Annotated in this window: 26 protein-coding genes and 2 pseudogenes; 16 read left to right on the top strand and 12 right to left on the bottom strand. The window is 58.3% G+C overall.

The genetic code is table 11. The annotated features are described in order from the left end of the window. Positions 1-2,837: 2,837 nt before the first annotated feature. The 4 genes and pseudogenes from C7401_RS43395 to C7401_RS43380 form a co-directional block, all read right to left on the bottom strand. Positions 2,838-3,565: pseudogene (locus C7401_RS43395) on the bottom strand (transposase family protein). Positions 3,566-3,763: 198 nt separating this feature from the next. Further along, a complete protein-coding gene (locus C7401_RS43390; RefSeq protein ID WP_112178218.1) occupies positions 3,764-4,141 on the bottom strand; it encodes a hypothetical protein in 378 nt (125 codons plus the stop codon). Between the two features lie 559 nt (positions 4,142-4,700). After that, positions 4,701-5,279 carry a hypothetical protein gene (locus C7401_RS43385; protein ID WP_112178217.1) on the bottom strand — a complete coding sequence of 193 codons (579 nt, stop codon included), beginning with the start codon at positions 5,277-5,279 and terminating at the stop codon, positions 4,701-4,703. Between the two features lie 2 nt (positions 5,280-5,281). Beyond that, entirely contained in the window at positions 5,282-6,073 is a 792-nt protein-coding gene (locus C7401_RS43380; protein ID WP_112178216.1) for a P-loop NTPase family protein, read from the bottom strand. A gap of 267 nt (positions 6,074-6,340) precedes the next feature. Here C7401_RS43380 and C7401_RS43375 point away from each other — a divergent pair, with 267 nt between their 5' ends. Then, positions 6,341-6,523: a hypothetical protein gene (locus tag C7401_RS43375; RefSeq protein WP_112178215.1), complete on the top strand. Its 183-nt coding sequence runs from the start codon at positions 6,341-6,343 to the stop codon at positions 6,521-6,523. Between the two features lie 1,278 nt (positions 6,524-7,801). Then, entirely contained in the window at positions 7,802-9,061 is a 1,260-nt protein-coding gene (locus C7401_RS43370) for a tyrosine-type recombinase/integrase (protein WP_181565839.1), read from the top strand. A 351-nt stretch (positions 9,062-9,412) separates the two neighbouring features. Here C7401_RS43370 and C7401_RS43365 read toward each other — a convergent pair whose 3' ends face one another. Together C7401_RS43365 and C7401_RS43360 are read right to left on the bottom strand one after the other, a co-directional pair. Then, the gene (locus tag C7401_RS43365) at positions 9,413-9,760 is read right to left on the bottom strand and encodes a hypothetical protein (protein WP_146758106.1); all 348 of its coding nucleotides are present in this window, start codon (positions 9,758-9,760) and stop codon (positions 9,413-9,415) included. 191 nt (positions 9,761-9,951) lie between these two features. Further along, positions 9,952-11,979 carry an ATP-binding protein gene (locus C7401_RS43360; RefSeq protein WP_112178223.1) on the bottom strand — a complete coding sequence of 676 codons (2,028 nt, stop codon included), beginning with the start codon at positions 11,977-11,979 and terminating at the stop codon, positions 9,952-9,954. 594 nt (positions 11,980-12,573) lie between these two features. Here C7401_RS43360 and C7401_RS46235 point away from each other — a divergent pair. Together C7401_RS46235 and C7401_RS43350 are read left to right on the top strand one after the other, a co-directional pair. Then, positions 12,574-12,752 (top strand): annotated as a pseudogene (locus tag C7401_RS46235) (antitoxin Xre/MbcA/ParS toxin-binding domain-containing protein); the annotation flags it as partial. A gap of 133 nt (positions 12,753-12,885) precedes the next feature. After that, positions 12,886-13,218, top strand: a complete 333-nt coding sequence (locus C7401_RS43350) for a hypothetical protein (RefSeq protein WP_146758105.1) — start codon at positions 12,886-12,888, stop codon at positions 13,216-13,218. A gap of 38 nt (positions 13,219-13,256) precedes the next feature. On the opposite strand, the gene C7401_RS43345 is transcribed toward C7401_RS43350, so the two are convergent. Further along, on the bottom strand, positions 13,257-13,985 hold the full coding sequence (locus C7401_RS43345; RefSeq protein WP_146758104.1) for a hypothetical protein: 729 nt from the start codon (positions 13,983-13,985) through the stop codon (positions 13,257-13,259). Between the two features lie 244 nt (positions 13,986-14,229). On the opposite strand from C7401_RS43345, the gene C7401_RS44745 reads away from it, so the two are divergent. The 3 genes from C7401_RS44745 (at position 14,230) to C7401_RS43330 (ending at position 16,183) form a co-directional block, all read left to right on the top strand. Then, positions 14,230-14,637, top strand: a complete 408-nt coding sequence (locus C7401_RS44745; protein WP_146758103.1) for a hypothetical protein — start codon at positions 14,230-14,232, stop codon at positions 14,635-14,637. A gap of 241 nt (positions 14,638-14,878) precedes the next feature. After that, positions 14,879-15,241 carry a translation initiation factor Sui1 gene (locus tag C7401_RS43335; RefSeq protein WP_112178209.1) on the top strand — a complete coding sequence of 121 codons (363 nt, stop codon included), beginning with the start codon at positions 14,879-14,881 and terminating at the stop codon, positions 15,239-15,241. A 297-nt stretch (positions 15,242-15,538) separates the two neighbouring features. Continuing rightward, entirely contained in the window at positions 15,539-16,183 is a 645-nt protein-coding gene (locus C7401_RS43330; protein WP_112178208.1) for a hypothetical protein, read from the top strand. A 412-nt stretch (positions 16,184-16,595) separates the two neighbouring features. Here the strand turns inward: C7401_RS43330 and C7401_RS43325 are convergent, their stop codons facing one another. Together C7401_RS43325 and C7401_RS43315 are read right to left on the bottom strand one after the other, a co-directional pair. After that, positions 16,596-16,910 (bottom strand): helicase, encoded by a 315-nt coding sequence (locus tag C7401_RS43325; protein WP_112178207.1) that lies wholly within the window; start codon positions 16,908-16,910, stop codon positions 16,596-16,598. Positions 16,911-17,232: 322 nt separating this feature from the next. After that, entirely contained in the window at positions 17,233-17,565 is a 333-nt protein-coding gene (locus C7401_RS43315) for an H-NS family nucleoid-associated regulatory protein (RefSeq protein ID WP_373864498.1), read from the bottom strand. Between the two features lie 620 nt (positions 17,566-18,185). Between C7401_RS43315 and C7401_RS43310 the strand changes: the two genes are divergently transcribed. Continuing rightward, entirely contained in the window at positions 18,186-18,788 is a 603-nt protein-coding gene (locus C7401_RS43310) for an H-NS histone family protein (protein WP_112178204.1), read from the top strand. A gap of 576 nt (positions 18,789-19,364) precedes the next feature. Here the strand turns inward: C7401_RS43310 and C7401_RS43300 are convergent. Beyond that, positions 19,365-19,556: a hypothetical protein gene (locus tag C7401_RS43300; protein ID WP_112178202.1), complete on the bottom strand. Its 192-nt coding sequence runs from the start codon at positions 19,554-19,556 to the stop codon at positions 19,365-19,367. A gap of 364 nt (positions 19,557-19,920) precedes the next feature. Further along, complete coding sequence (locus tag C7401_RS43295; RefSeq protein ID WP_258397477.1) at positions 19,921-20,400, bottom strand: hypothetical protein; 480 nt, start codon at positions 20,398-20,400, stop codon at positions 19,921-19,923. An 866-nt stretch (positions 20,401-21,266) separates the two neighbouring features. Between C7401_RS43295 and C7401_RS43290 the strand changes: the two genes are divergently transcribed. The 4 genes from C7401_RS43290 to C7401_RS45290 all read left to right on the top strand — a co-directional run bounded on the left by C7401_RS43290 (position 21,267) and on the right by C7401_RS45290 (position 22,672). Next, a complete protein-coding gene (locus C7401_RS43290) occupies positions 21,267-21,449 on the top strand; it encodes a helix-turn-helix domain-containing protein (RefSeq protein WP_112178200.1) in 183 nt (60 codons plus the stop codon). 318 nt (positions 21,450-21,767) lie between these two features. Beyond that, positions 21,768-22,019: an AbrB/MazE/SpoVT family DNA-binding domain-containing protein gene (locus C7401_RS43285; RefSeq protein WP_112178199.1), complete on the top strand. Its 252-nt coding sequence runs from the start codon at positions 21,768-21,770 to the stop codon at positions 22,017-22,019. Next, positions 22,013-22,363 (top strand): type II toxin-antitoxin system ChpB family toxin, encoded by a 351-nt coding sequence (locus C7401_RS43280; RefSeq protein WP_112178198.1) that lies wholly within the window; start codon positions 22,013-22,015, stop codon positions 22,361-22,363. Before C7401_RS43285 ends, C7401_RS43280 begins: the two co-directional genes overlap by 7 nt. A gap of 159 nt (positions 22,364-22,522) precedes the next feature. Beyond that, positions 22,523-22,672, top strand: coding sequence for a hypothetical protein (locus tag C7401_RS45290; protein WP_181565838.1), 150 nt, complete (start codon positions 22,523-22,525; stop codon positions 22,670-22,672). Positions 22,673-22,760: 88 nt separating this feature from the next. Here the strand turns inward: C7401_RS45290 and C7401_RS45285 are convergent, their stop codons facing one another. Then, on the bottom strand, positions 22,761-22,916 hold the full coding sequence (locus C7401_RS45285) for a hypothetical protein (RefSeq protein ID WP_165841824.1): 156 nt from the start codon (positions 22,914-22,916) through the stop codon (positions 22,761-22,763). A gap of 54 nt (positions 22,917-22,970) precedes the next feature. On the opposite strand from C7401_RS45285, the gene C7401_RS43270 reads away from it, so the two are divergent. The 4 genes from C7401_RS43270 (at position 22,971) to C7401_RS43240 (ending at position 25,576) form a co-directional block, all read left to right on the top strand. Further along, positions 22,971-23,222, top strand: coding sequence for a hypothetical protein (locus C7401_RS43270; protein WP_112178196.1), 252 nt, complete (start codon positions 22,971-22,973; stop codon positions 23,220-23,222). Between the two features lie 19 nt (positions 23,223-23,241). After that, on the top strand, positions 23,242-23,466 hold the full coding sequence (locus C7401_RS43265; protein WP_112178195.1) for a hypothetical protein: 225 nt from the start codon (positions 23,242-23,244) through the stop codon (positions 23,464-23,466). 684 nt (positions 23,467-24,150) lie between these two features. Then, a complete protein-coding gene (locus tag C7401_RS43250) occupies positions 24,151-24,405 on the top strand; it encodes a hypothetical protein (RefSeq protein WP_112178192.1) in 255 nt (84 codons plus the stop codon). A gap of 850 nt (positions 24,406-25,255) precedes the next feature. Beyond that, positions 25,256-25,576, top strand: coding sequence for a hypothetical protein (locus C7401_RS43240; protein WP_146758102.1), 321 nt, complete (start codon positions 25,256-25,258; stop codon positions 25,574-25,576). Positions 25,577-26,136: the final 560 nt, after the last annotated feature.

Raw genomic sequence — 26,136 nt, 5'->3', positions numbered from 1 at the left:
GCCCAAGCCCAAGCCCAAGCCCAAGCCCAAGCCCAAGCCCAAGCCCAAGCCCAAGCCCAAGCCCAAGCCCAAGCCCAAGCCCAAGCCTTAAGGCAATGCACCCTGCCGCAATGAAGAGAACGGTTGAGCAGCCCTAGGCCGTGTTCCATTCAGTCAGACCTATCAATTGATCCTTGATAGATCTTTGGGGCTTTTCTGGACCGTTGTTAGAGCGAGCGTCGGTCACCTGTTGGCTGCTTTGGCCAAGATTTCTTCTTGGTAGGTAGGACACCAATACGAAGACCGGATTGCATGATTGGAATATCGTGTAGCTATGGTTGGGGCTGGTCCGAAGAAGAAGTTAGAGCATCGGTGGTCCACGGGGGCGAAGGAAGCGCGGAGCCACTTCGCACCACAGCGCGCGCTCAATTTGCTCGAGCGGAAGGCCCTCGTCTTCGGCGAGACGCAGCTATGTTGACACTAGAGGCAAATGCAGGCCAACGGGTGCGAAGTCACCGCCCGTAAGGCCACGGCCCTGTCCTGACGTGTGTCGTTCCGGTGCTGCTCGAAGTCAAGACGATCACCGAGGGCTGCATCTTCTCGCACGGCGGCGTCGAAGTCGTGAGCACCGTCGACCCATCGAGCGTGCAACGCGTCATTCACGGGCTCCAGAAAGAATGCTCTGAGCTATTTGTGGCTCGGGCCTTGGAAAGCAGGCTCCCATAGCTGCCTTCGATGCCGCAGCGCTCAGCCATCGGCCTAAGTCTGTCGCGTGTGGTGCGCCCTGTCGGCGGCATCGCCGCGCGGCGACAAATTTTATGCACCGACAGCTGAGGGCTTCGGTGCACAAGCGGTCGAGCCGGAGTGCAACGGGGTAGCGCGAGCGTATTCGGTCGAGGATTTCTCGGCCGTGGACGGCGTTTCCCTGAGGTTGCTTTCCTGATCGCGGTGTGGTTCTTGACTTGCCCGACGACAGGGGCCGCCAACGGCAGTCACGGATTGACGTCCAGATGGCGAAGAGCAGCCGGACGATTGGAAAGGTTACACAGCACGCGCACAGGATATCGTCGGGAGTCAGCGGGCGTGATTCTCTTCGGGAATGTCCACCCAGTCTGGCGACGAAGTGCGGAGGGACTCCTTGTAGCGTTTGTCACATGTTGGCTCTCAGGCTACACGTGGCCTGTCGTTCGACACATACACGCCGCAGGAGGGTGTGTTCCCGTTCTCTCCAATGCCGGCTTCCGGTCTGATTGCGTGCGTGATAGCGATTCAGGGAGCCGCCGGGATATTGATAATGACATGCGGAATTTCGATGTGACAGGAGATCCGTGCGGTCGAGCCGTTCGCTCCCGTACCGATTTTCACGATGCCGCGTCTGCGCTCTATCTGCACGCAGATATCTCACTGGCAGAGGAAATGGCACGTCGCACATTGTTCAAGGCAATTGTTGAACAGTGCGGCCCGAACAGGTTTCTGCGCGAGCAACGCACCCGCGCCGGTGAGGGGGCACCCTCGAGAATTGGCTGAAGGTGAATGTTGCAGACAATCGCTCTGTACAAGCTCCAACCAAAGACGCCGTGCTTAGAGGTGATGCTCGTCGGCCGTGTGCCTGAGCGTCTAAATCGTCGTCGGTCTCCAGCCGCCAACCGGGTGGCCACTACTTCGGATCCCATCTATTTCCTGACCTCAATTTTTCAGTGTGTGGCGGGAACCGCTGAAGCTTCACTCCGGCCGTTCGCCTTTGTGCGCAGTTGGTACTGATGATTGTTTCATCCATAAAAAGGGCCATATCGAGTGCGGTCTGAAGGCGGTGATGATGCGTCGCATGCCGGTGCGGACAGGCTCGGCACGGTACGGTACAGAGCAGTGCCGCTATCGTCAGCGCCAATGCGGCTGTTGCTCGCCGCGTGGGGTGAGCCCGCCTTGCGTAAGGAGCATGCGTGAAACAGCAACGAATGATTGCCGATCTGGCGTCAAATCGTTATGCCCCGGGCGATTTCGAGATTCTTACGGCAGGTTTTTTCACGAAAATACATTCGAGCGGGAATTCCGAATTAATCCGCCATATCTCCGCGACATATCCTGTGTCGCGCTGGAATCTCGCGTAGGGTAGTACCCCCATCCGTGAAACATCATGGGAAGAAAAATAACATCGCTCAATGCCGCGTGACACAAGGATTTCAGGCTCATTTTTGGGGATTGTTTCACGCGAATATAAGGGGTGCGAGACCTCAAATCGTCGCGCAAGGGGTTGGGCGCCGCATCGGTCACTTGGTCTTGCTGGGGTGTATCATTTAATACGTTAAATGTAATTATTTGCGAACGCCGATTGGGATAACTAGCTCGCACCCGGTCCCGAATCGATGAATCGCCCCGCACTTCGCGAACCACTGAGAGAGTGGGGTGCGAGATGAGCGTATGTGGCTTGCTGTGAATGGCGTCAAAACTGCCATCCGGTTTGACGCAGCTTTGCGGTGCATATCAGCTACCTTGTGTGCAGCCGCCATCTCGAAGTATGTGGCTCCCTTTAGACCGACGAAGCGGCTAGGCATCGCATCTCATGCCAGATTTTCAAAGACACATAGGAAAATTTTCAAGGCCCCTGCATTGCGACAATGTCGCGTATGTAGTGGACTACCTCGCCGCTGCTGAGAGGCTCGTCCAAAACGGGGAGAGGACGATCGTTCGCGTGTAAGAGGTCCTCGAGCGAGCGGCTGGGTTTTGCGAGGGAGCATTCGTCACGCGAGAGTCAAAGCACTGAACGACGCGCAAAATCAAGAGTGCCAGCATGCGCCCTAAGACGTAGCGGTCAAGTTCAGTGAGCGGAGTTAGAGACGAATTCCTAAAGGCTATCGGACTCATAGAAAGGTGTTCCAGCAGATCAAGCACCAGCCGCCCACGAAGAATGCGTCATGAAATCCCACACGACGGTCAAAGCAAACACGTAGACCGCGGAAGTTATGCAACTAGGCATGTTCCGATCGACCGCTCAACGGACTTTTCCATGACCAGTAGCGTACGGGTGGCCGCGTCGCGCGAGGCTGGTGGAGATTTTTCGCGAGCGAAGGACGCATCGGTATTTGCCATCATCGTAACCACGGTCGGAGGAGACTCAGCTAGGGCTCGGGGGCCGACGTGCACGCCGCCAATCGGCACAATGGCCTCGTTCAACGGGATCCGTTGGGTGACGTTGTGACGATTGGAGCCGGTCAGGCTTGTCGCGATCGGAGTGCCGTTTGTGTAGGTCGCGATGTGGCGATTGGAGCCGAGACAGGCTCGATCGGTGGGGTCCGGGCCAGCTTTTCGCTCGCCCCAACTGGACGAATCCACGATGAGTCGACGAGGACGCAGTCGATCCTCTCGGCAACTCGCAGTTTGGCCAGTAGCATTGTGCGCCGTGGATCCCACAAGCCGGCTTGCTGCCAATCGCGTTGGCTTGCCAGTGACTGACTCCACAGCCGTATCCCATCGTCGCGGGCAGAGCTAGCCGCCGGATGCCGCTCTTCAGCACGAACAAGATGCCAGTGAGCGCAGCCCGATTCTGTACTGCTTTGCGGTCCGGGCACGTGAAGTGGCGTGGCTTCACTTACGGTAGCAGTGGCTCGATCGATGCCCGCGGTTCGTCGTCAATGATCGGGTTGCCCAGATATTAGATGCCGCTGTCACCTCGATCCAGGTTAACCGTTTTCACGACGGATTGTCAGCCTCAACGACCACGTTTTGAAACCGTTCCTCAGTGACAGCCACGATTGAAGTCGGGAAGGTAAGCTCGAGCGCACGGGCGCTAGAACAGTTGGTCGGCTTCTTCACGCAGTTTGTTCAGTACGTACGGCACGCAAACCCAGCAGAACTTCATGCACCACGCAACAGCAGTCGTTGCGAGCGCTTTCAACGCCATGGCGATGAGATCCGCAGAGCCAGCGCAACCGGGCAACATTTCGATCAGGCTATCGCGACAAGCGTTGGTCAGCCAGAGGCAGCCTGCGTAGGCGCCGATCACAAACGCGAACTGCAGTGCGAACGCTATGAGTACACCCGCGTTCGCGGCTATCGCTTGCGCCTTCGAGTATTTACCGTTGGCCTGGAACGGTCGCCACATGTTGGCTGGCCTCGGTGTGTTGATGATCTCTTCGTAGGTCGGATAGTCGTCGCGCTTTTTCATTCTATCAACTCCTTAAGTTGTGATCGGGCTTGCGGATTTGCTGTTCTATATCCGGTCGCCTGAAACAAGGATGAAGTCATCAATGGGAAACACAAATCGAGGTCATCAACTTCGTGGAGCTAAATGCGTTGTCGACGCGAATTGATTGTCTTTCCGGCGACGCCAGGGGATTCTTATTCCGCCTGCCCGAGATGATTCTGGTTTCTCGTCAGGAGCACAGCGATACAAAAGAGTCGTGCCGTGCTTATCCATACCCGGGCGCCGAGAACTGGTTAGTGGCTTTGCCCGTAGGCCAGTAGAAGCAGGGCTTTTGCGTTGCGCCGCGACAGCGACACAGGACAAACGCAGCATGTCCGTGGAGGTGTCACCCCCTAACTAAAGAGTTGGGCAGCCTCGCATTCTCTATCCCGGGTATTCTGGGTAAAGAGCGCGGCCATTCTCTTTTCCCCCTGAATGATCAGTTCGGGAGGTCAGTGAATGATAAACAGCAAAAAAAACAAGAGCCTGCGTGGCTATCGGCGTCCGCAGCTGACATCCACAGTTGCGGAGAGTGGGCCCGTCAGGATCCTGTCGATATTCTGGCAATCTCTTCTATCAAGTGTGCGACACCAGCCAGGCCCATGCTGACCGCGGCAAACGTGATTGCGATGTGGCGCGCGTCGGCGCAGATGCGCACCAGAGAGATGTAGAAATGGTGGATTCGAAACAGCAGGCGCTGTTTGGTTGAGTGGCCTGTTCTGCGCGGGGGAAGGCTGGGTTTGCCGGCGTTCGCATCGTGGAGGCGTTGAACTGTCAACTGTACGGACTTTTCGATTCGGGCCCCGATGGCGGCCAATGTCTTGGCTTCGTTTTCCGAATGAACGCAGAGCTGTCCCCAAATGTCCGTTTCCAGCGCGTCTGCGAGCTGCTTGTGAATCGCAGTAATGTCAGTCGAATTGGCGATTTCCGTAAAGGCTGCGATGGCCTCAAGAACCTGTTGGTCGGCTGTGGTCCGCTGGTCGACGCTACTCTGGTAGCGCGCGTGATGTGCTCGAATCTCGTCGACTGATTGTTGGACATAGGCGCGAAGGGCGGCAGCTTCCTCGGCCCATGTTGCGTAAGTTGCCTCAATGTACCCGCGTGGCCCACCGTGTAGCATTCTTAATGCTCCATTTCGTTATCGATCGCCAACCGGCCGTCGGTTTCAATTTGAACCCCTGGCAGGCGAAGTGCGACGAATGCCGCATCAAGGTCGGACGTGGCGCTTGCGACCGCGCGTTGCAGATTGAGGCGCCCAACGAGACGCCGATGTACCGCGCTATTGGGTGATTTGCGAGCGACATCACTGACGAGTTTGCGGTAGTCAGTGGTGTCAGTTGCGACTTCCTCGAACGAGAGGCCCTCTGCGCGAAGTTCGGAGTGGATTGGGTTCTCATACGTTACGAGATCTTCATAGAAAGGCAGGCTAGGTGTGCCAATGAGATGTGCGACGACATGCTCAAATTCGGTTTCGAGGGAATCGCCTTGGTCGATGGTTGCGCGATTGAATACAACGCGTAGCTTGTCCGGTTGCAGGCCGACCTTGAGCAGGGTCTCGATCGTCCCGAGGGTCTCCTCCTGAACGCGGCCGTCTGGCGTGGTCGGAACAATCACCACGTCAAAGTCGTTGATCGCGCCCCGAACGCGCGCGAACTCTTTCATGAAGTCGGCGTACTGAGACGCGCCGACATCCACGACCAGATCGCCGGGTTCGACCACGACGTCGTTGATCAGCTTTTTGAAGTCGGCGCTACGGTAGCGGCTGACGTCAATGCCGTAGCGAGCCGCGTCCTGATTCTGTCTTTCGACCGAGAAGATCCGCGGAGAGCTAAGGCGTGGGTGAAGCAGGGAGGCGGTGATGATACTTTTTCCGACCAAACCGGTTGAATGAATGACGAGGATCTTCAGTGGCATGGTGGTTCCTTTAACTTGGGGTGGTCAGGATTTACGCGGTGCCTTGCGTTCTCTAAGCGCTGCTAGTTTTTCTCGATGCTCGGCCGACCCGAGTCGATATCTAATGACGACATCGTCCTCGTCGCTTTGGCTCGGAGTCCCGGTTCTTTTGTCGTCGATCGGGCGATGCTCTCTCAGTGCATCTCCCTGCGTTGGCGCATCTTGCGGAGGATCGATCGCAGTCCGCAATTGCTGCTTCGGCGCTGATTGGGCTGCGCGGTGGCTCGCATGCCTTTTCAGGTGACGAAACAATCCGCCTCGACTCACTTCGACGCCATGCTTTTGAGACAAATATATGGCGATTTCCCTGAAGCTAGCGCCGAGGTCCCTGAGTTCCTGGATCTGTTCAGTGAGTCCCGCAAGCTTTCCCCGTCTTCTTTTCCTTCGCTGTTCGGCAAAAAAATCAAGTAAGGAAGTCACAGTGCGCGTTCAGTCGATGAGGAGGACAGGAATAGGATCGCACAGCACAACACGGAATGTGTGATCAATTGCGGCGAAAAAACTGGCCTCATTTGAGTGATAAATCGAATATCGTCCCCGCCAGCGCAAAGAATCGTTGATTAACGTTGAGTGTAGTGTTGAGTATCGTTAGAGAAGCTGTTGTGAAGTGTTGAGCAACGTTGTGCTCAACGTATAGCATCGCTAACCGTATGTTAACTATCATTAACCAATGTTGACATTATATGTCATCCATTGTTTCCTACTCGATGAGTAACGTTGGGTAATGTTGAGCATTGTTGAATGAACTGATAAGCATTGTTAAGTAATGTTGTGGTGACCGTTAAGTATCGTTGCCCGGTGAGGAGATCAAGAGGTATCGCTGAGTTCTACCGGGTCATGAGCGGTAGGATCGTCTGATCAGAATCCCCGCGGCTGTGTTGCTGTATATGTCTGCCGTGTATGAAGAGTTGTGCGGAGGCGCTTGCAGCACGACGGTAGATGTGATTTACTTCGGCCATCGGGACTATAGGGTCCCACTTGGTTGTTTCCTGCGCCGCGTTGGCGGCATGCGAATCCCTCGTCGGATTCGCTCATCCCAGAGCTGAGCGATAGCCATATCGCTGGCCATCTCTTCGAGGTGAGTTCGTCGCACGACGAGTACCTTGAAATCGCAAAGGCGCGCGCAAGCGCGTTTTTTTATCTCCGGCGAATCGGACGGCAATCGGACACAGAGGAAGGGCGAAACCCTTACCACGTGTGGATGAACGGCCGGTTTCGGACATCACAACACATACAGACGAAAAAGTCCGAAAGGTCGCAAGACCTGCGGGAAAAGAGGCTTTTGCTGCCCACCGAGCGTTCGGTGGGCGGGCAATCCGGCACCGGTCCATTGACCGACGGATTGAGGGCCCAGCCAACGCGCCGTAGGGTGCGATGGAGTTCAACTACAGAGGCCGGTACCGGGCCTGGATCGTCGCAAGACGAATCGGTGCAGCATGGTCCCTGCTTGAATGGCCAGTTCCGACCCGAAGGGGTGGGAGACCCGATTAGCGGAAGCGTCGGGGTGTCGCTGAGTGGTGCGAGTTGTAGCGGGAGCCGGCGGCATAAACGCACATTTTTAAGAAGGGCCCGCTCATGCCCCTCAAACGCTATGTGAAGTTCCCGGCAATGTCGGGCGCGCATTTCGCAATGCGCCAGGCACGCGACGAGGCGTGACCATCGTGTAATGAGCCACTCATGGAGGCTGGGATGAACGCACTGGAACAAGACCTTGCAACGCCCGCGAACCGCGCGGAGCGGGGGGATGGACAGGGATGGCGACGCGAACTGCAATCCATTATCGACCGGTACGCGCGGAAGCGCGTGAATGGCAACGTGGCCTCTTACCGGACGCAGGAACTAACGGCGTCGGTGCTTTTCGCCGTATTCGGAACATTGAACGGTCTAGGTTTCAAGCTCCAGAACCCTCGAAACCTTGCTCACCGGCACGTCGAAGCACTTGTGAGGCATTGGCACTGGCAAGGCAAGGCTGTGGCCACGATGCAAAACGAAATATCGGTGCTGCGCAAGTTTGCCTTGTGGATCGGAAAGAAAGGCATGGTGACGCGTTTGGCTGACTATCTTCCCGACGTGCCGAGCGTGGAGTTGAAGCGGACTACTGTCAGCAACGTTTCCAAGTCGTGGTCCGAGAACGGGATCAACATTGATGACAAGATCGCGCAGGCGGACGCGCTGAACGAGCGCTTCGGCTTGATGCTGCGGGTGGCTATTGCGTTTGGTCTGCGGCGCAAGGAAATCCTGATGCTGAGGCCGTGGAAGAGCGACCAAGGCGACCACCTCGTTATCTATCCGAATGCAGGGCCGAAAGGAGGGCGCGCGCGGATTGTGCCGATCAAGACAACGTACCAGCGGGAGATGCTCGACTACGTGAAATCACGACTACCGAAGGGCGATGCAATGGGTTGGAAGACGACGCGGCGCAGCAAGCCCGCGACGCTTGCGTACAACCTGAAAGAATACTTGCGTCGCATGGAGGAGATCGGGATCACAAAAGATGCCGCCGGGGTAAGCGGCCACGGCCTGCGTGCGGAGTTCGCCGAGAATGCAGCGCTGACAAACGACACGCCATTCGTGCCACCGACGCTAGGCGGGAAAGCCGGGCAGTTGCCGGCGGAAGACCTCCGCCACGCAATGGGTCAGGTAAGTGAACTGCTGGGTCATAGTCGAGTGAGCGTCACGAGGTCATACTATGGCCATTTCGAGGGCTTCCGTCGCGCGCCACGCAAGGTCAGTGACGAGCAACGAGCCGCCCAGAGCGCGAAATCCCGGCCGGTGCTGCGTGGGGGCGGAACGTCGGCCCCGATGGCGGTCCGCCCCGGCAAGAATGGCCGGGTAGCGGCGCGACGTCGGGCCGAGGCATTACTTGGCGTACGGCAAATGGACCTGCCGCTTAACGACAGTGTGGTGCTTTTCAAACGTCGCACGTCCAACGCAGGTAAGGATAGTTGAGTTGCGTTGGCTCTTTGGGCTTCACACCGTCTGTAGGGACGTGGGCGTACCTGTTTATCGATGGCAAGCTGCCGATACCTTGCGAAACTCTCCAATGCTCGCCTCTTCGCATAGCCGCTGATTCCGACCGCTAATCTCTGGATCGGCAGCCATACGGAGCTTCGCAACAATGTCATTTCTGGCGATCGCGTTTGAACGGGAACTGCTGGCCCTCTTCACGAGGGCACACGCGTCGCGGATAAGCACCTGCGCGGCACTCTTTCCTCAGTGTGCAGGAGCACAGCACGTTACGCTGACTGCTGCCGGTTGGAGCGAAGGTGGCAAGCTCTGAGGCGCTGATGGAGGATACAGTCATTCGAGATTCCATCGGACAAGGCCGACTGCGCCAATTGCCGCGAGCAGCAAACCGCCGCCAAGCATGATGAGCCCATCGTCAGACCAGGTTGCGAAGCTTGCCTCAAGTGCGGTCTGCGACCCGGCCGCGCGCCAGAAGATAGCAAGCGACGTCAGCATCGCGCCGGCCACCATGACCGTGCATGCCATGACGGCAAGGACGCGCACCAGCAGACGGTGCAGGGGCTCAGGCGCATCGTCGCGCGTCCACCGATGACGGCGGCTAAACTTCCTGGATCGATTGGGCATGCTAACTCCAGAAAAAATAAACGGACCGTTTGGAATTTCCCGATCCGGGTTGGTCATCTTTCGTCACGCGAGTGACGACGCAATCTCATCCCCGCCGCGCGGCCGCGCCGAGTTGTCTGACGGGACATGACATCAGCGCGCTGATGCCAAAAGTCCCGGAGCTAAGGTATTCGGTGGTTTACACATCCGGCACATCAGAGGAGGGCAACCCGGGACGGGCAGAAACCAGACTGCATTCCTGTCAAAGGTCAGGATCTCATCGCACCGTTGGGCGCTTGCAGGACCAGCTTCACGGCTTGCTCCACGTCCGACTCCCGAATGTCGGTTGTGTCTTCGCGTAGGCGACGGACTGCCGCTGCGTCGACTGTCTTCTGGATGACAGCGTCAGCATCGGCAATCGAATGGCGACGCAGATATCTGACGAGGAGCGATTCAATGGAATCACCGACAGTCCAGTCGGCGATTTCATTGAGCCTGGCGCGGATATAGGCCTGCATGTCCTGGGCCGCCGGAACGTCGAAAACGATCTTTTCCTCGAAACGGCCACCGCGCAGCGCCGCGCTATCGATCCGGTCATGGTGGTTTGTGGCGGCAATGAACAGCAGGTCGCGCACGCGACCACCCGCTCCGTCGATGGTGGTCAGAATTTTCTCCGTGAGCATTCCGTAGTTCGAGAACTGGCGGTCTCGCAGGATGCCGTCTGCTTCGTCGAGGAACACGATCGCCGGTCGGATGTCGCACGCCGTCCTGAACAGTCTGTCCCATGCGTCGGGCTTTGCCATGATCTCGGCGCCGGTGATCTTGAGGAAGGCGCAATCGGCCTGCTTCGCAAGCGCCATTGCTGCTTGCGTCTTGCCCGTACCTGGCGGCCCGACAAAGATCAGACCGGTGGGCAGACGGCTGCCCATCTTTTCAAGCGCATAGACATTCGCCATCTTGAAGGCCAGATCCTTCAGGACGTTGCGCGATCCCTCCGGCATCAGGATCTCATCGATGCCTTTCACCGTCTCCGGAAGTTTGCCCTTGCGACCCTGAACCACACGCAGCGCCCGCATGCCGATATCGAAAGTGACCTTGCCGGCAAACTCGCCAGCGAGACGCATTTCGCCAATCTGTTCGCCAATGGCACTCAGACGTGCCGCACTGAACCCGGCCCAACGCTCGGCGAGTGCCGCGACCACAGCAGGCTCAGCGACGTCGTAGCCGGCGATGCCGCCAATCGCACGGCGCAGGATTGCCTGGCGGGCCTGCTGGTCCGGCGCGGGGATCTCGACCTTGAAGTCGAAGCGCTTCTCGCGGACGCCCGCGCTGTCGAGGTCGTCCAGATGGTTCGTCGCGGCGACCAGCAGGATCCTTGTGCCCCGCAGGCTCACGATTTCGGTCAGCATCGTGTTTGTCATGTCGCGGTCCATATGGTGCGAGCGATTGCCGCTACGGTCCTTGAGAAACGAGTCGATTTCATCGATGAAGAAGACACCGGAACCTGATCTTCGCGCTGCTGCGAAAGCTGCCTTCACCTTCTGCACCGACTCGTTGACCCACATCGAGGCGATGTCGCTGTAGGCAATCGAGAAGAAGGGCACCTTGAGTTCGCCTGCAAGTGCTTCGGCAAACATCGTCTTGCCGTTGCCCGGTTCGCCGAACAGAAGGATGCCGTTGCGTTGGTGGGTGCGCGCCGAGACGATGTCCCTTGCGGCCGCAAGCAGACGCTTTTTTGTTTCGGCCATGCCGATCACGTTCGCGAAGCTGTAGCGCGGCGTGCATATGCTGTCCGTGAAGTCGTATGTACGCATTGGCGGCTGTGGTGATTGTGGCGGCTGGTCCGGCCTGCCGGTTGCTGCCGGCCGAGGAGTTGGCGCAGCAGGAGCTTGGGTGGCGGGGGGCGGCTGAACCGGGTTCGCCGGCCGGCGTGTATCGCCGCCCAGCCGTGCCCGTGCCTTCTGCAGCGCTCGACTGATCCGTGGGTGAGTGAAAAGGAGAAACGTCCAGATGCCCCAGATCGTCAACATGATCAACCCGTGCGTGTGCGGCAGCCGGAAAATCGTGAAGGTACCGACTGTCACCAGGACATAGGCAAGCAGGAACTTCCATGCCTTGAAGAAACCCGGAAGCATGATCAGGAGAGGGACGACGATCGTCGCGAAGATGAGCCTCTCGACGACAGCCGGCGCGACCGGACCTGCATGCGGGATCTGCGAGTACGCGATGACCCAGACGCACAGACCGATGATGCGGATGAGCCAGCCAAAAGCGACCAGCGGTATAAGCGGATTCATGACCACCTCATATGTCACGGCGGGCCCGATTGCCATGCCGTTTCCGTTCATTGTCCCGACAGTCCACGGACTGCAAATGAGGGTGAAATTCGCCGATCAGTGAGAGAACTGCGGTCACTTCTGATCCGAACCCGAAGATTTGCGGGCGCAGTCAAGGGGATGACTGTCTTGCGGCACAGCCGCGCACATGCAAATTCTGGTGTCGCCGTCAGAGCGTGTCCTCTTTCCCGGCGAGCGTACTTGCGGAGTCAGGTGCGAACGAGAGAGTGACGCGCGCCGTTTCCCCGGCGCTTCTTGCCCGCACGCGGGCACCTTGCGCGCATCGTTGCGTGTGCCGCCAAACCAGGGGCCGAAGGCGTCCAGCTGTCACCCCTGTGCTGAAGGTCGTGATGGTTGCCGCGGATTGATTCCAGTACTACAGATTGGCGCAATATCTGCGACCCCGGCGAGCGTGAAGCCTGCCTGGAACCCGTGGCTCAGGAAGCATGTCCGACGTGTGGCTAGATGCCATTGGTATTCGGGCAGTTTGCTCGGTGGTGCCATGACTACCGTTGAATATCGTCCTGAAGGATGCGTCATCCCGCGCTAGATCGAGTTCGCCCTGCCAGGATAGTTGCACAAGCCGCGACGAGGTCTGGAAATCCGGGAAGGGCCATGAACTGGTTCCGCGGCACGTCGCCGGGAAAACACCGCTCGAGATGGCTGCAACGGAACACGGTGCACGGCTTGTTGAGGACGCGCTGGTTCAGATCGACGAGGGATACTTCGCCTGAGGGAATTCTGGAGGATCAGCAACTTCGCGAGCGTTCGCGGGGTCGGTGGATGGAGGGGGCTGCCCGGTTGCATAATCGGGGGCCGCGGGTTGTCTGTCTGGCAGAAAATCCCGCCGTTGCCCTGCCTGAGACCATGCTGCACCCCGGACTCGGCTCACCACAGGCATTGCCGGATAACGATCAAATGCCTCACGTGGGGACGGGTGAAGATGTCGCGGTCGCGGAACTCACGGCGAACGTTATCCCCAATAACTGGCTCGAGAATGCGAACGGGACGCAGGCCGCTGGTAGCGGATGGCTGGCCGCAGGGCAGGTGTTGCTCCGCAAGGCTCTGGGTGAAATTCTCCCCCATTCGTATAACTATCCTTTCAATCCCGCCCACACCGCCGCTGGCCCGGCGATTGTCGCTGAGGTGATGAAAGTGTCGTACGATTCAGGAATGCGTTCGATCCTGCGTGATATGTAAGCTCTGTTATCCTTAGGAAACAACCCGAGGCTCGGTCATCACGACCGCACGAGCGATGAAAATGCCCAGCCGGGTTTCTTCGCCTCGCAACTGAGGCATTCACGGGCTGGCGCGCAGAGATCCAGACGAACCTTGTCCGTGTCTGCGATGCGCATCGAGACGACCGAATCGACGGGCAGACTGGTGCGGCTCGCCTGGCGGGCGTACCAGCTCCAGAATCCCGGATGTCCGGCGGCGCTCGTGAGCGAATGCTCGTCGACGAACTGGTCGCAGACCGGTGCGTTGTTGAAGATTTCGCACTCCGTATTGCCGTCTTCATTCTTGTAGTAGGTAAAGACGCGGTATCGGCGGTGCACGCCTCCCGGTCCGAATTCGCCTGCCTCCCAACGCCTGAAGTCGACGGGGTCGAGAGCACGGCTCGCTGCCGTGCGCAGCGCCTTCTTTCCGATTGAACCCGCGTCATTCTCGAATTGACTGCGCGTCAGGATCGTCACGATGCTGGCTGAATTGCCTTTGATGCCACCATCGATCGCCACTACCGCGACCATGAAATCCATCTTCACCTTGTCGAAGAAGACATGATAAGAGCGAGCTGCATCGCGAAAAGGCAGCGTTACGGTATGGCGCGTCGTGACCAGATCGAGCACACGGCCTGGCGCGATGGATGATCGTTCGACTGCCCGCTGGCGTGCGTGCAGGCTCATGTTCACCCTATATTCGCAGGCCGAAAGCTCTGCGGTGATCTTGCTGAGGCTGGCTGATTTCATCGATTTGCTATCCTTTACGTTTTGACTTCACCACCTTCGCTCCCTTTTCCGGGAATGCAAGTTTCGCTCTGGCCATCGCTTACGACTGGCCGCAGAGGCAAAGAAGCCGGGAAAGCATTTGCGGCCAGTCGGCGCGTATGTGGCAGTGCTCGCGTTCAAAAAAGCGGGCTCATTTCCAGCCTGAGAACATCGACGCAAACTGCCGGTGTGATGGGAGGGCGGGAACCGTATTGAGCCAGATCATGTGGACGAGGCGCATGGTCACCGTGTTTCGTCTGGCGAAAAGTCGATACCCAGCGCGCTACTCGACGGCATCGAGGTTCCTGTCGTCGATGCGCGCGAGCGTGATGCCAGTCGGGCCGATTTGCAGACACTCACGAACCAGCGCGCGACACTCGCGGCGAAGCAGGCCGAATTGGCGACGGCGAAAGCGCGCCTGCGCGAACTCGGGAAGCACCGCGGCGAGGTCAACGTTTCGCCGTTGCCTGTCATCGAAAACGGTCACGAGGATTTGCCGGGACGCAGCGAGATATTCTTTTCGTTGCGCGAACGCATGCGCGCGGTGCGGCGTCACATCCCGACTCCATCTGCAGCAGTAAGTGAACAACGCATCGGCGCGACGATCAATGTGATTGCATCGACTGGATGCTAGCAGCAGCCGTGGGCGAGTTTGCTGAAGTGCATAAGGAATTGTCGTGCCTGGATGAGGATAATGCCGCAGTGAGTACACGAGTGAACGTTCATCGGGTCACAGCCAGACTAACGCCCTGCCGAATGTCGGGAACGAGGCGGCCCTGGAAACCCGGAAAGAGATTGGGCACGGCGGGAATGGGTAGACAGTACCTGCTAGACTCGGCAATTATCGATCTGGATGTATTTTTAGTAAGCCAATCATGAAGAGCAGTGCGAAGGGTGGCCTCGTTTATTCCACCGAAGGCGGGCGGATGTGTCCCGATTGCAGGCGGGTACTCGCGCAATGTGTTTGCAGGGCGATCGCCAGTACACGACAGGTCGGCGACGGCGTTGCACGGGTGGTTCGCGAGACCAAAGGTCGGGGCGGGAAGAGCGTGACGATCGTTAAGGGGTTGGCGCTTGACCCCGCTGACCTGGCTTTGCTGGGTAAGCAGTTACGCGCGGCCTGTGGCTCAGGTGGAACGGTCAAGGATGGCGTGATTGAAGTGCAGGGCGACCACTGCGACCGCGTCATCGAAGAACTCAAAAAGTCCGGCCATAGTGCGAAGCGGGCCGGGGGCTAATTTCTTCAGTGGGCGGCGGCCGAGAGGTTCAATAGACCGCGCGCGGGCAGCAACAGCCAGCTATCGTCAATTCACCAAGGTCATCCACGAGATAGAGTTGCCCGGCGTCGTCCAGGGCTTTTTGGATTGATTCATCCGATATCCGGGGGCAGGGATGGCGACACAAGCCGCTCCAGTACCTCAGGGTAATGCGATCGAGCGAATAGCGCAAAATGAGATCACGGGCCCGTTCAAACGCTCCTGAGTTGGTATTTCAGGGCGGTGCATTGGCAAGACAATCATGCTGAAGAGGGACAAATGAAGAAAGGAAAGGCGAAACTTACGCGTCATGATGCTGAACGACTTTTCGACGGATTACCCAGCGGGAACGTGAGGGTGTCGAGCCGGCCCGAGAATCCATTCGAACCAGGGGCGTTCGCTGCGGTCGAGCGCGTCGACGACGAAGCCAAACTCTGGAAAGACAATCTCATCACTCTCCCGGTAGCGATCGAGTTGCCTGCTGGCTACGAGTCAGTATCCGGCATGCGCGAGGCGATGGCGCGGGCATGGCGCGTGAAGTGGGTGCGAGAGGAGGAAAACGAGGTTGTCGCCGAATTTCCTGAAGGATGGACAGCCGTTCGCCCGGAAAGTGGGCCCATAGCGTTGCGAGATTCGTCAGGCGTGGTCCGTGCCTTGTACGGGTGGGCCGAGGACGCTGAACTCAGGATTCTGCCGCGGTATCTGGTTGAGTCGCAGGCGAACAGTTCAACTGGTCTGGGTAGCCTGGTCGTCCGTGATCGCGCAAACAGCCAGATTCTCGAGAGATCATCAATCTGGTCTGCTAAATCGGGTACCAGTCATCCGGATTGGGGCAGGCTGACAGTGTGGCTCAACTCACACTACCCGCAACATCTGGATCCGTTGCGGTACTGGAAGGATTGCGAGGAAAATATCCAGAATTAAGCGCCCTTTCGATATTTGGGCGCCCGGTTCCCGAGGCAAAGTAACGCTTCCCGGCTTGAAGGCTGCGCTGGCAAGTCTGAGCGCTTGATCGAGCCATTGCGGCGGTACGATGGCCTGCTTCGCTCGTTTGGGTCCATGGCATGTCGGGGACTTTCCACCCGTATGGGCGTTTGAGCGCCGACCAGTCTACGAGCGAAGCACGGACGAGTTCAATTGGCTGGCTGAATCAATTGACCATATTCGGCCGTTCGTTACTACCGTACGGATCGTCAACGATCTGCATCGCGGATGCGGTTGCAGAATTGAAGAACCGGAATCAACCGTCTGTAGTCCGTGGAGCGGCTTCGAGACATGGTGCCGCCGCCGTGTAGTTCGCCTCTCAGGTCCGGGATTGCTTCGATCGTCTTGCTTTCTACGCGTCCTTGAGCCAGGGCATTTCCACGGGTGACACCACCAGCTGCCGGAACTCGCGCTTCAGTTCGAAGATAAACCCGACCAGGATCATGGAGTCGGCATAGGGGATCGGAAATACGTGAGGGTTTTCCGCCGCGCGTAGCGGGCGCGTGGGCGTGTCCGCCGTCGTTGCGGCGTTCTCCCGGACGCTTTCCAGTTCGTCAGCCATTGCCTGCCCACTTAGTTTCACGACGCGACTACGCAGGTCGCTGAAGGGTTCGATGCGCGCCCCGTCTTCGTTGTATTCGGGCACTTCATAGATGAACCAGGACATTTGCGTCTCCTGAAAAAAGGCAACCATTCTAACAGTGGGCGTAATTGCGGCCGGCCTGATATCTCTGGAGCATCTCAACTCAGGAGAGCGGGTCGTTGCGCTTAAGGAACCGGGGAGGCTTGACGGCGCTGAAAGCTATGGCGTTGCCTTGAGCTTGACCCGTCGTACGCGGATGCTCACCACAATCTGGCAAGTCTGCCTGAGAGACGGGTTGAACCTCGGGGCCTTTGTGCGTCATCTGAATACCTGGAGCGGCGTGACGACCTGAAAGCTATATTCAAGGGGAGAATGCCTGCATTCTCACGTTCTGCTCGAAGGCAGCTCAAACGTCCTCCGTCCTGGCTGTTGCCAGTCTGGTACCTGCAAACGGGTCATTGCGCCAGTCGGCACCGGTGCGTTTGCCTGCGTCGCGATTCGATGCGCCGTCAATTGCAAAATGCTCAAGAGACTGCCCGGCGCTGGTCGCCTGAACCACCCATTGTGGCGGGGCGCCTTTGCCATCCCATGTGTTGCCGGATGCGTCCCGGAAACGTACCGTTCGCAGACGCTCCTGGTCTGCCGCAATTGACGTGGCGACGTCTTCCGGGTTGATTCCGAATTCCACCATCCGTCGCCTCAGGTAGGCGACGATGCTTTCGCGCTTTCTCTCATCCATTTGGTGTATTCTCCGCGCGACGTTCTGTCGTTGGGCAGGTGATTGCAAATCGCGTGCCGCCAGGATGCCACGCGACCCAACGTTGCGCGTGTCGAGGCAGCGAAGAGGGTAGAGCATGTGTAAACCACATTTTGCTGGGAGCGGCGCACGGGAGGCGCTGCGACTGGCGACCGGTATGAGAGCAGTATAAGTCAACCCGTATGCGACACCAGGTTTGCTTGCGCACGCTGAGTCTTATTTTATGCGCTCGCGATTCATCATGCGATACGAGCAGGCGCATCGCTGACTCGAGACCCTACCTCCCCGACCAACGATACCAGGTACATGTCTGGATAATAGAGAGGTGGCTATTTTGCGGCGCAATAGCATTCAAACAAAGAAAGGCAGCGTTGCACGACGCACAGGCAACATCGGGTGTGCATCTATTCCTGAACTCCAGTGACATTTAAACCGTTGCGCGCTGTGCTTTCAATTTGCACAAGCATACTGATAAAGTCACAATCACGACCGCGACGATCAGGTCAATTCTGACGGGCAGACCGAACTTCGAAGTGCTTGGGAAACAAGCCAGGGAAGTTCTACGATCGCATGAACGGTAAACCCCACAGCGAGGAATAGAAATGATTACCCTGGACGCAATCAACTCGAAAATTGCCAAACTCCAGAAGCAGGCGGCAACGATTGCCGAAAAGCAGTCGTCGGTGGGCCTGACGAAAATCCGTGACCTGATGCAAAAGCACGGACTGACCGTCGCTGACATCAAAGGCTTTGTTGCGAAACGACGCGGTCGTAAACCTGGGGCGACGCTGGCGAAGGCGGCAGCAAAAAACCCGGGTGCGGCTGTTCACCACGTTGCACCGAAATATGCAGATCCGAAAACAGGCGCGACATGGTCGGGCCGTGGACTGGCACCGCTCTGGATTCGCGATGTCAAGGATCGCTCGAAATTCCTGATTGAAGCCGGTGCTACGTCGAAGACTGCCGGCGCGAAGGCGGCTCCAGTGAAGAAGGCTGCTGCGAAGCGAGTCGTGACTAAAAAGACGGCGAAGACGTTGGTTGCCGCGAAAAAGACTGGCGCATCTGCGGCTGCTCCGGCAAAGGGCGTGCGTGGACGTAAGTCTGCTGCACCCGCTAAAAAGGCTTCGGCACCGCGCAAGGTTGCAGCCAGGAAGGTACCGGCTGTAGTTGAGGCTGCTGCAACGCCCGAAGTCGCCGCAGTCTGACGAGGTCACGGGCGATCGAGTCGTAGCCGGCGGAGCGGGGTGCTGCATACTGTATTGTCGGCCTGCCAGGAGTGATCACTCAGGTCATTTCGCGCGTCTCCTCACGTCTGGGCGACGCTACGTATATACACGAGGAAGCGCGGACGGAGAGCCGCGCGCCTTCACCCCATGACCGACCGCTTCGAGCTCGTTTCGCTGGCGCTGCCGGTTGACTGTCTCCCGGAGTCTGTGCCTTCGGCAGTCGGCCAGCTGATATCGGCCGCATGGTCGGGCATGAGTCGCGCGCAGCTCGTGTGCTGTGCCCGTCGATTCGACATGCGTGCAACACTGCGGGTGCAGCCCGGTATCGGACCGGATGGGCTCACGCGGTTCAGGCTTGAGCTCAGCTTTGCCGATGGGAGTTTCGAACTGATCGCCCATGTCCGACGTATCGCTCGCCGCCGCACAGGCGCACGACGCCAGAAGCCCTCACTACCTCCAGCACGCGATGTCAGGCAGCAAAGCCTTTTCTGAGTTTTCCGAGTTCGCAGTTAGCGCTGTGATCAGACCTGGTTTCGCTGCGCAGAAAGCATCCGGCTAGAGAATCCGGAGATTGCGAATTTTTCCAATCGACGGTGAGCGTTCGACGATCAGGTTCGTGATGAACTCAGGCAACAGGGCGCGCGGCACGTTTGCAGGAATATCGGTCACGAGTTGCGAAGGCACCTGAACGATGAATTCTTCCGGCGCCGAGGCGAGGCTATGTTCGTAAGCGACGCGAATTTCCATGTTGTTTTCGTTCTGGGATGTGGCTGCTGGCAGGGAGTTCTTTGTGCGCGGGGCTGAGCGTGCTGGACGCAGTGTAGCGCGGGATACCCCTTGCTTCGTTCCGTTGGGCGTCGCTGAATGGCCTGTTGTGAGTGCTTGCGCACTTTTGCCGGCCTGCGTAGGCTACGCCGCCGCCGATTTCATCTACTTGCAACGCGCATACGGTGGTTTGAACTCCGTCTACGGGGCGTTGCCAGCCTGTGTCAGGAATATCCGTATGATGTTGCGTGAGACCCCCGCCCGTCTACGCGTCTTCATTCATCGCCGGACTTCAGTGCACGCTCACTGACGGATGTCTGTTCCGGGTACGTAATGCGCGACGGCGCTATCGTGCAACTTGAAGGTGGCTGTCATTGGTGCGGGTCCCACGCGCGGCCAGATCGACGAGCTTTCCGAGGTGGTCACTCGCCCGGACGACGATCTCCATCCGGGTCACGCAGAGCTGGCGGTCGTACTCGTTCACCACGGCGGTGAGGCCCTCGATCAACGATTGGGGCACAGTCCACACGCCTGTGCGATCGGCATCGTTGAGTACCTCGTCGAGGTCACGTTCAACGCGTTCAATCTCCCCGATATCAAGCTCTCCGTGTCCCGCGCGGGTGATGAAACTCGCGATGATGATGATCTGGGAGACGAGATTCAGGAGGGGGCGGTCTGCTTCGCCGTTGCGCAGACGCTCAACCGCTATCCGCGCGCGCAGCGCGAGATCTGTGGATTCTTTCCGGGCCATCGGCAAAAACAGTGACTTTGCATGCGTACCTGCCGGTGGCTTACGCGATGGTCGATAGCGCTTCTTGTTGGGCATGTCTGGTTGCCGGTCGATGAATTTCGTAGCGGATATGGGGCCCTTCGCGCCAGGCTCAAGAGCGAATGGCAAATTTATCTTTGAACTGGCTTCGTCTCCCAGTCGTTCCACCGTATCGGTAACGGACATCCGCAGGTGCGATATGTAACGACGCAGCGTGGGGCGACCGAGTGAGTATTCACGTGCCGCGATCCAGGAGTATCGCAATCTGCGCGCAACTAACTGTCATCCGCTGCCGCACACTGCCCGCGCCGTTCCGGCGGCAGAAGAGACGATGCGCCGGCGGGAGGCGCTGTAGAAGGGCGTCCAGAGACACGGTGGCTTTCACATGACGTTGAGCTTTGTCGCCGCAACGGGTTTAGCTCTGCGCCTGCCGATAGCACCGGCCGAAACGTCTGGCCAGCGGTTTCCCAGTTCGACGTGTCAGGCGGGACAGGCAATAGTCGCCCCAGTACGACAGCGCCGGACGAATGCGGGGAGGCATGCTGAGCGCTGGGCCCAGGCATGGATGAATCCGCGCGGGCTGCCGGCCGGAGCAAACATCGTTGAGCCGGAAAGCAGGTGTGCCATCTGAGCTAAGACGCGGCGGTGCATGCATCTCCTGCACATTCAACCCCCTTCGGTTCGAGCAACGATACGTGTTCCTCCGGCAGATGCAGGCCGCCGAGCGCAGTCGCGCAGCAAAACGCCGGCGCCCGTCACAGTGGCCTGTCGACGATGCGCAGCACGAATCAGGGGCTGTGAGTTCGCGACCAGATTGCCTGGTGCGGGGCATCCAATGCAAATCTGGAGGTTGACACTATCACCAGTCGTGACAAAATGTCGCTCTAAATACCGATTCACCGGGACATTTTATCAAAATCGCAATGAAGCCTGCGGACCTCTCTTTTGCTTTGGCGCGCCTCGGTTGGACTCAGGTGACGTTCGCCGAATACTCGGGCTATGACCGCCGAACCATCAGTCGATGGATCAGCGGAAAATCTGCCATTCCGCTGCTTGTCGAAAGGCATCTCGATCTCCTCCTCGCCATTCGTGAACGGTTGCCCTGAAGCGCGTCTGGAGTCGGGTGGACGGTATGAAGTGTCAACGCTGCACTCCCCGCCACCCGAATTGCCCGACTCGCATCAAACGGTCGTGATGCCACGGGCGCGCTAGTGATGCGAAGGATGCCGGTGGCGTTGCGCTGGTGCATCCCGTTGACGCTTGGATGTGCTCCACTCGCGTTAGCCTTGAATGCAGTCGGTAATTGTCCATGTCCAGTTCGGTCGCCCCTGGAATGTTGCTGCTCAATGTATCCTCATTGTAGATACATACTGCTTGCGCTAAGTTCGCGATGTTTCTACAATGGATAGACATCAGGGGCTAATATGGAACTTAAAATTCAGAAGTGGGGTAATAGCGCGGCGGTTCGTCTGCCTACTGTGCTCCTCGAGCAGATCAACGCATCGGTCGGCGGTTCGCTGAACGCGGACGTGCGCCCGGACGGCTTACTGTTGACCCCGGCCCGTCGTAAATACTCACTGGACGATCTCGTTGCCCAATGCGACCCGAAAGCACCGATTCCGGCCGACCTGGCGGCTTGGGGCGAGGTCAAGCCAGTGGGGCGTGAAGGATGGTAAAGCGCGTCAAGTTCGAGCGAGGCGATATCGTGCGCGTGAGCTTGAATCCGGCTGTCGGCCGCGAGCAGCAAGGCGATTTTCGTCCTGCGCTCGTGCTCTCTCCCGCCGCGTTCAATGCCTTGGGTATGGCGCTTGTCGCACCGATCACCCAAGGCTGCGAATTCGCCCGCTTTGCAGGCTTCGCGGTGCCACTCTCGGGTTCGGAAACGGAAACGCAGGGCGTGGCGCTTGTGAACATGGTGCGCATGCTCGACCTGGAAGGGCGCGGCGCGCGCAAGATCGAATGCGCGCCCGCTGAAGTGGTCGAAGATGCACTGGCCCGGCTTCAAACGATTATTGAGTAGTGAAGACAACGAGAAGGGAAATGCATGGACATAGCTGCACTGACCGCAAATGGGTTCGTCCCGACGATCTATGAAGGCCAGGAAGGAACTTTCTATGCCAAGAGGATCGCGGCGCGCGATATGCAGTATTTCCATTAGCATGTTGTCGACGAAGACGAGGTGAGTGAATTGGACGTCGTTATCGTTGAAGTCATGCCCGGCGATTTGGTCCAGTTGACCGTCGAAGGTCGTGACTATTGCGAAGAGCCGGTTGGTGTCGATACCGATGAAGGCCGTGCGCTTCTGCGCGATGCAGGTTTGAACTGCTGAAGTGGAAAACGGGGAAAAGATGGAAGAACTTTACAGCATCGACGTATCGCGGGCCGGCGACACTGTGTGGGTGACGGGGCACGATGGCTCATGTGTAGGGCGATTCAGCAAGCGCTTTGGCATCGACGTACATCGGACCGTAACCGATCAGATGGCCGGCGCGGACCAATGCCTGCATTGCACGCACGAGGCGGCTGGCGAAAGCGAATGGCACGTTTTCCGTGAAGCTGTCCTGAGGCATCATGGGATCGACGTTCCGGTCGACACAATCCGTTTTTGAACAAGGAGGACTACAGACATGCGACCTATCGATGCGGCGCCGCTGAAGGACTTTCCCAGAGAAGTGATTGTCTTGGACAGCAAAGTTGCGGAACGTCGTGCGAACGAGGCATTTTATCTCCGCGTTCAAGTGAACGATGAGCAGATCCGGGCGGTACGACTGACCGGTGAGGTTACGCTCCCTGGCGCTCGCAATGCCGCGGTTCGCCTCGGATACAACCCTACGCACTGGCTCGAAACACGTGTTGGCTTTCCGGTAATGTTCGACTAACCATTACACACTGGAACATATGAGCGAGATCCTAACCGATGCCGAGCGTGCCGCGATCCGCGCCGTGGCGGCACAAGACAAGACCCAGCTTGATGCTGCGCGTGCGGCGTACGATCGCGCAGCATCGAAGCATGGCGTCGATTCGTGCGTCGAGCTTCAATTCATGTCGGAGCTGCTTGCGCCGATACCCGACCTGATGTTGCGCTCCCGTTATCGCGCAGCCGTGTTGTCCAAGCCGCGGTGAGTCGGAGAACCAATATGACGATGCGGAATTCGGCGACCGATGAGACCCTGCACCAGGAGCCGACGAGAGCCGAGATCGAAGATATGGCCAGGGCGCACGAACCGCACGTGTGGGCGCTGGAGCCGCCGGACTGCTCGTCGGCGCGATACCGGCTCGCCTCACTGGCGCGGGCAGAAGATGTCCTTCGTGAGCGGCGTGGATTTCCGTTGACCAGAGCCTTCGGTTGACCGGAAAGCGATGCCCGGCCGGCCACTGATTAACAAGGGAAGAAAAATGTCGAGTTTGTTGGAATGCCTCCGCTCTTTGCCGGGTGACCTGGTGATGCGGGATCTGGCGGCGGTGCGTGATCAGGACTCGACGGTCGAAGAGCATATTGCCCGAGTAGCGCGCGACGAAGACGGGTACGAGGTTAGACATGAGCCTCGCAATTACGGCCGGAGCACGACAATCGCCGTCGGATTGATCAACGGTCCAGCGATCTTCCGTGAAATCGGGTAGCTAACTTGCGCAAGCCATGCTTCGTCGAACATCTGTGCGGGAGTGCTTGAATGCCTGTTCAAGCGCAGCCGGAACGACGCGCAAATGGTCGAACCAGCGAGTGGCGCAGCTTTGCACATCAGTACAGAGACCGTTGAGTCGCATGAAGGCTGCGTCGAGATTCGCTCAAATATCTAGGAGTTCGTGATGCATATCACCCTCGACACCGCGAAAGCGATCTATCGCGAGGCGGTCGATTCGCGCGCAAGCGATGGCGAAGGTGCTACATGGTGGGATGAGGTCGCTGACGAAGTGCGCGACGTGATCGCTGCGCGCACTGTGATCGAGGCGGCTACCGTGATCGCATGGTGGCATCACGACTGGGCGCTCGTATCCGATACGCCGCGTGCCGCTGCGAAGCGGATGCGAGATGCCGCCCGAATGCTGCGTTCCAAGGCGTAGAAAACTAGAGCATGCAGTCCCAATATCATCCCGATCTCGAAATCACAGGGGGTGAGGGGCGTGGTTTCCGTGAGTTCGACTGGTATTTCGACGCACGTTGAGGCGGCCTCGACTGGCTTTTGCAAAGGCATCCGGATCGATCGCGGAGCACTGGCTGGCGATCTCGACAGCCGTTTTTCGTCGTTCCTGTGCGCAGTTGCGCGTCTCGCGAATATGCCCAGGTGTTTGCGCGCGCATGAGGTCCGGCGTACGCCTCGGGACTGCGGCCGGAGCATGACAGAAGTCGTTGGCTTCATCGTTGGCCCAGCGATATTTCGAGAGATGGAGTAGGTCCACGGAGATTTGAAGAAATGGCAAGACCCGAAGCTGACGTGCCCGAGGACGGCGAATATTGGGCGATCTGCCGGGAAAGGAACCTTCTGTCTGCCGCCGCTAATGGACACAGTGGCGTATTCCCAAAGGCGAAGGTTACGGTGAGTCACGGCTGGGCGACTTTCTACCGCGACGGCGAGGAGATATGGAACTGCAACGCACGGTATGCTGCCGCGAATTTCGTGCTTCAGAGGCTATAGGGAGAGAACAACGCTGCCAGCCCGGTCGCGCCGCCGAAAATGAAGCGCGAGGAATCGTCCGCTCACGCTTTCTCGATGCTATGTCCGCATACTGCGAGGATGGAGCAGTCATGTATGACGGCGAGACCGGAAAGGTGCTGACGGCTACAACCGGTGACTGTGCGGTGGAGATAGCCCGGCAGGATGCGGCGAGGCGCGCCGCGCTCCCCTGAAATGCAAAAATGAATGGACGAGGGATGCCGCACGTGAGCGGCATGCTGCACCGCAGGAGCAAAGCAATGGATGATGAACGGAAGGCAAGGATCGGCGCTATCGCTGGCAAGCTCGTTCAGGAAGTGATGTTGACCGGACTGACGTGGGATGAGGCAGTCGCTGCGCTGGGGCTGGCTGCGAAAGAGACCGCACAGGCTGCGGCGAGTGGCGGTCATGCCCCGGCATCTGAATGCCTCGCGCTCGCGCGCCGTTGTTTCGAGGATGCATTTGCGCAGGAGGTCCATGTCGTCATTGCGGACGGCAGTGCGCAGAGGAGCGACGCTGATGCCGACGAGAATCCGCTTCTGGCGACGGCTCGCCGTCGCCAGACGTCGAAACTCCATTGATCCGGAACGCGTATTTAAAGGGCGAAGGCTGTGGTCGTCAAGATTTGTGCGCAGTCGGGCGGCCCGGCGGCACTTGACACAACGTCCCTCTCATCCAGGCCGATGCAGACGGCCCCTCCAATCCTCTCTTCGCCCCCAGGCTGCCTTCGTCCAATAAGATCCGGCTTTCGCGAACTCCAGTGGCATTGGATTACGCCGTTGATCCAATGCACGCGGGTAGGCAGGTGCTTCGAATTTGCGGTGTTCAGGCTACGGATGGATTAACCTTCGATTCCTTAACTGGATTTTTTCCAATCCATAAAAATAGGAGTCCGATATTAACCATTCGCAACAACGTCATGCTTCATCATTTCTGGAAATCGATGATGTCATCGCAGGATCGGTAAGCATTCCATGGATTTCAGAACCTCCACTGAGTAAGTCAGGCATAAAGACTCACAGCCATGGGGCGCGCAAAGACTATACCGGTCAATGAGTAATGCGGTTGCTTTGCCCAGTCGATCATTTACGTGTCTGGCGCAGCTGCGCGTGATATTTGCAGTTTTCTGAGGCCACGCTTC

Origin of the sequence: Paraburkholderia unamae (assembly GCF_003268775.1) — a bacterium.
Lineage (GTDB): Bacteria > Pseudomonadota > Gammaproteobacteria > Burkholderiales > Burkholderiaceae > Paraburkholderia > Paraburkholderia unamae.
This window is presented reverse-complemented; position numbering and strand designations above follow the sequence as displayed.

What these genes read in the sequence shown, in the direction of transcription:
- C7401_RS43390 (WP_112178218.1), bottom strand. Translation starts at nt 4,141, where the DNA reads ATGAAAAAGCGCGACGACTATCCGACCTACGAAGAGATCATCAACACA.
- C7401_RS43385 (WP_112178217.1), bottom strand. Translation starts at nt 5,279, where the DNA reads ATGCTACACGGTGGGCCACGCGGGTACATTGAGGCAACTTACGCAACA.
- C7401_RS43380 (WP_112178216.1), bottom strand. Translation starts at nt 6,073, where the DNA reads ATGCCACTGAAGATCCTCGTCATTCATTCAACCGGTTTGGTCGGAAAA.
- C7401_RS43375 (WP_112178215.1), top strand. Translation starts at nt 6,341, where the DNA reads ATGCCTTTTCAGGTGACGAAACAATCCGCCTCGACTCACTTCGACGCC.
- C7401_RS43370 (WP_181565839.1), top strand. Translation starts at nt 7,802, where the DNA reads ATGAACGCACTGGAACAAGACCTTGCAACGCCCGCGAACCGCGCGGAG.
- C7401_RS43365 (WP_146758106.1), bottom strand. Translation starts at nt 9,760, where the DNA reads ATGACCAACCCGGATCGGGAAATTCCAAACGGTCCGTTTATTTTTTCT.
- C7401_RS43360 (WP_112178223.1), bottom strand. Translation starts at nt 11,979, where the DNA reads ATGAATCCGCTTATACCGCTGGTCGCTTTTGGCTGGCTCATCCGCATC.
- C7401_RS43350 (WP_146758105.1), top strand. Translation starts at nt 12,886, where the DNA reads ATGCTGCACCCCGGACTCGGCTCACCACAGGCATTGCCGGATAACGAT.
- C7401_RS43345 (WP_146758104.1), bottom strand. Translation starts at nt 13,985, where the DNA reads ATGAAATCAGCCAGCCTCAGCAAGATCACCGCAGAGCTTTCGGCCTGC.
- C7401_RS43335 (WP_112178209.1), top strand. Translation starts at nt 14,879, where the DNA reads ATGAAGAGCAGTGCGAAGGGTGGCCTCGTTTATTCCACCGAAGGCGGG.
- C7401_RS43330 (WP_112178208.1), top strand. Translation starts at nt 15,539, where the DNA reads ATGAAGAAAGGAAAGGCGAAACTTACGCGTCATGATGCTGAACGACTT.
- C7401_RS43325 (WP_112178207.1), bottom strand. Translation starts at nt 16,910, where the DNA reads ATGTCCTGGTTCATCTATGAAGTGCCCGAATACAACGAAGACGGGGCG.
- C7401_RS43315 (WP_373864498.1), bottom strand. Translation starts at nt 17,565, where the DNA reads ATGGATGAGAGAAAGCGCGAAAGCATCGTCGCCTACCTGAGGCGACGG.
- C7401_RS43310 (WP_112178204.1), top strand. Translation starts at nt 18,186, where the DNA reads ATGATTACCCTGGACGCAATCAACTCGAAAATTGCCAAACTCCAGAAG.
- C7401_RS43300 (WP_112178202.1), bottom strand. Translation starts at nt 19,556, where the DNA reads ATGGAAATTCGCGTCGCTTACGAACATAGCCTCGCCTCGGCGCCGGAA.
- C7401_RS43295 (WP_258397477.1), bottom strand. Translation starts at nt 20,400, where the DNA reads ATGCCCAACAAGAAGCGCTATCGACCATCGCGTAAGCCACCGGCAGGT.
- C7401_RS43290 (WP_112178200.1), top strand. Translation starts at nt 21,267, where the DNA reads ATGAAGCCTGCGGACCTCTCTTTTGCTTTGGCGCGCCTCGGTTGGACT.
- C7401_RS43285 (WP_112178199.1), top strand. Translation starts at nt 21,768, where the DNA reads ATGGAACTTAAAATTCAGAAGTGGGGTAATAGCGCGGCGGTTCGTCTG.
- C7401_RS43280 (WP_112178198.1), top strand. Translation starts at nt 22,013, where the DNA reads ATGGTAAAGCGCGTCAAGTTCGAGCGAGGCGATATCGTGCGCGTGAGC.
- C7401_RS45285 (WP_165841824.1), bottom strand. Translation starts at nt 22,916, where the DNA reads ATGATGCCTCAGGACAGCTTCACGGAAAACGTGCCATTCGCTTTCGCC.
- C7401_RS43270 (WP_112178196.1), top strand. Translation starts at nt 22,971, where the DNA reads ATGCGACCTATCGATGCGGCGCCGCTGAAGGACTTTCCCAGAGAAGTG.
- C7401_RS43265 (WP_112178195.1), top strand. Translation starts at nt 23,242, where the DNA reads ATGAGCGAGATCCTAACCGATGCCGAGCGTGCCGCGATCCGCGCCGTG.
- C7401_RS43250 (WP_112178192.1), top strand. Translation starts at nt 24,151, where the DNA reads ATGCATATCACCCTCGACACCGCGAAAGCGATCTATCGCGAGGCGGTC.
- C7401_RS43240 (WP_146758102.1), top strand. Translation starts at nt 25,256, where the DNA reads ATGGATGATGAACGGAAGGCAAGGATCGGCGCTATCGCTGGCAAGCTC.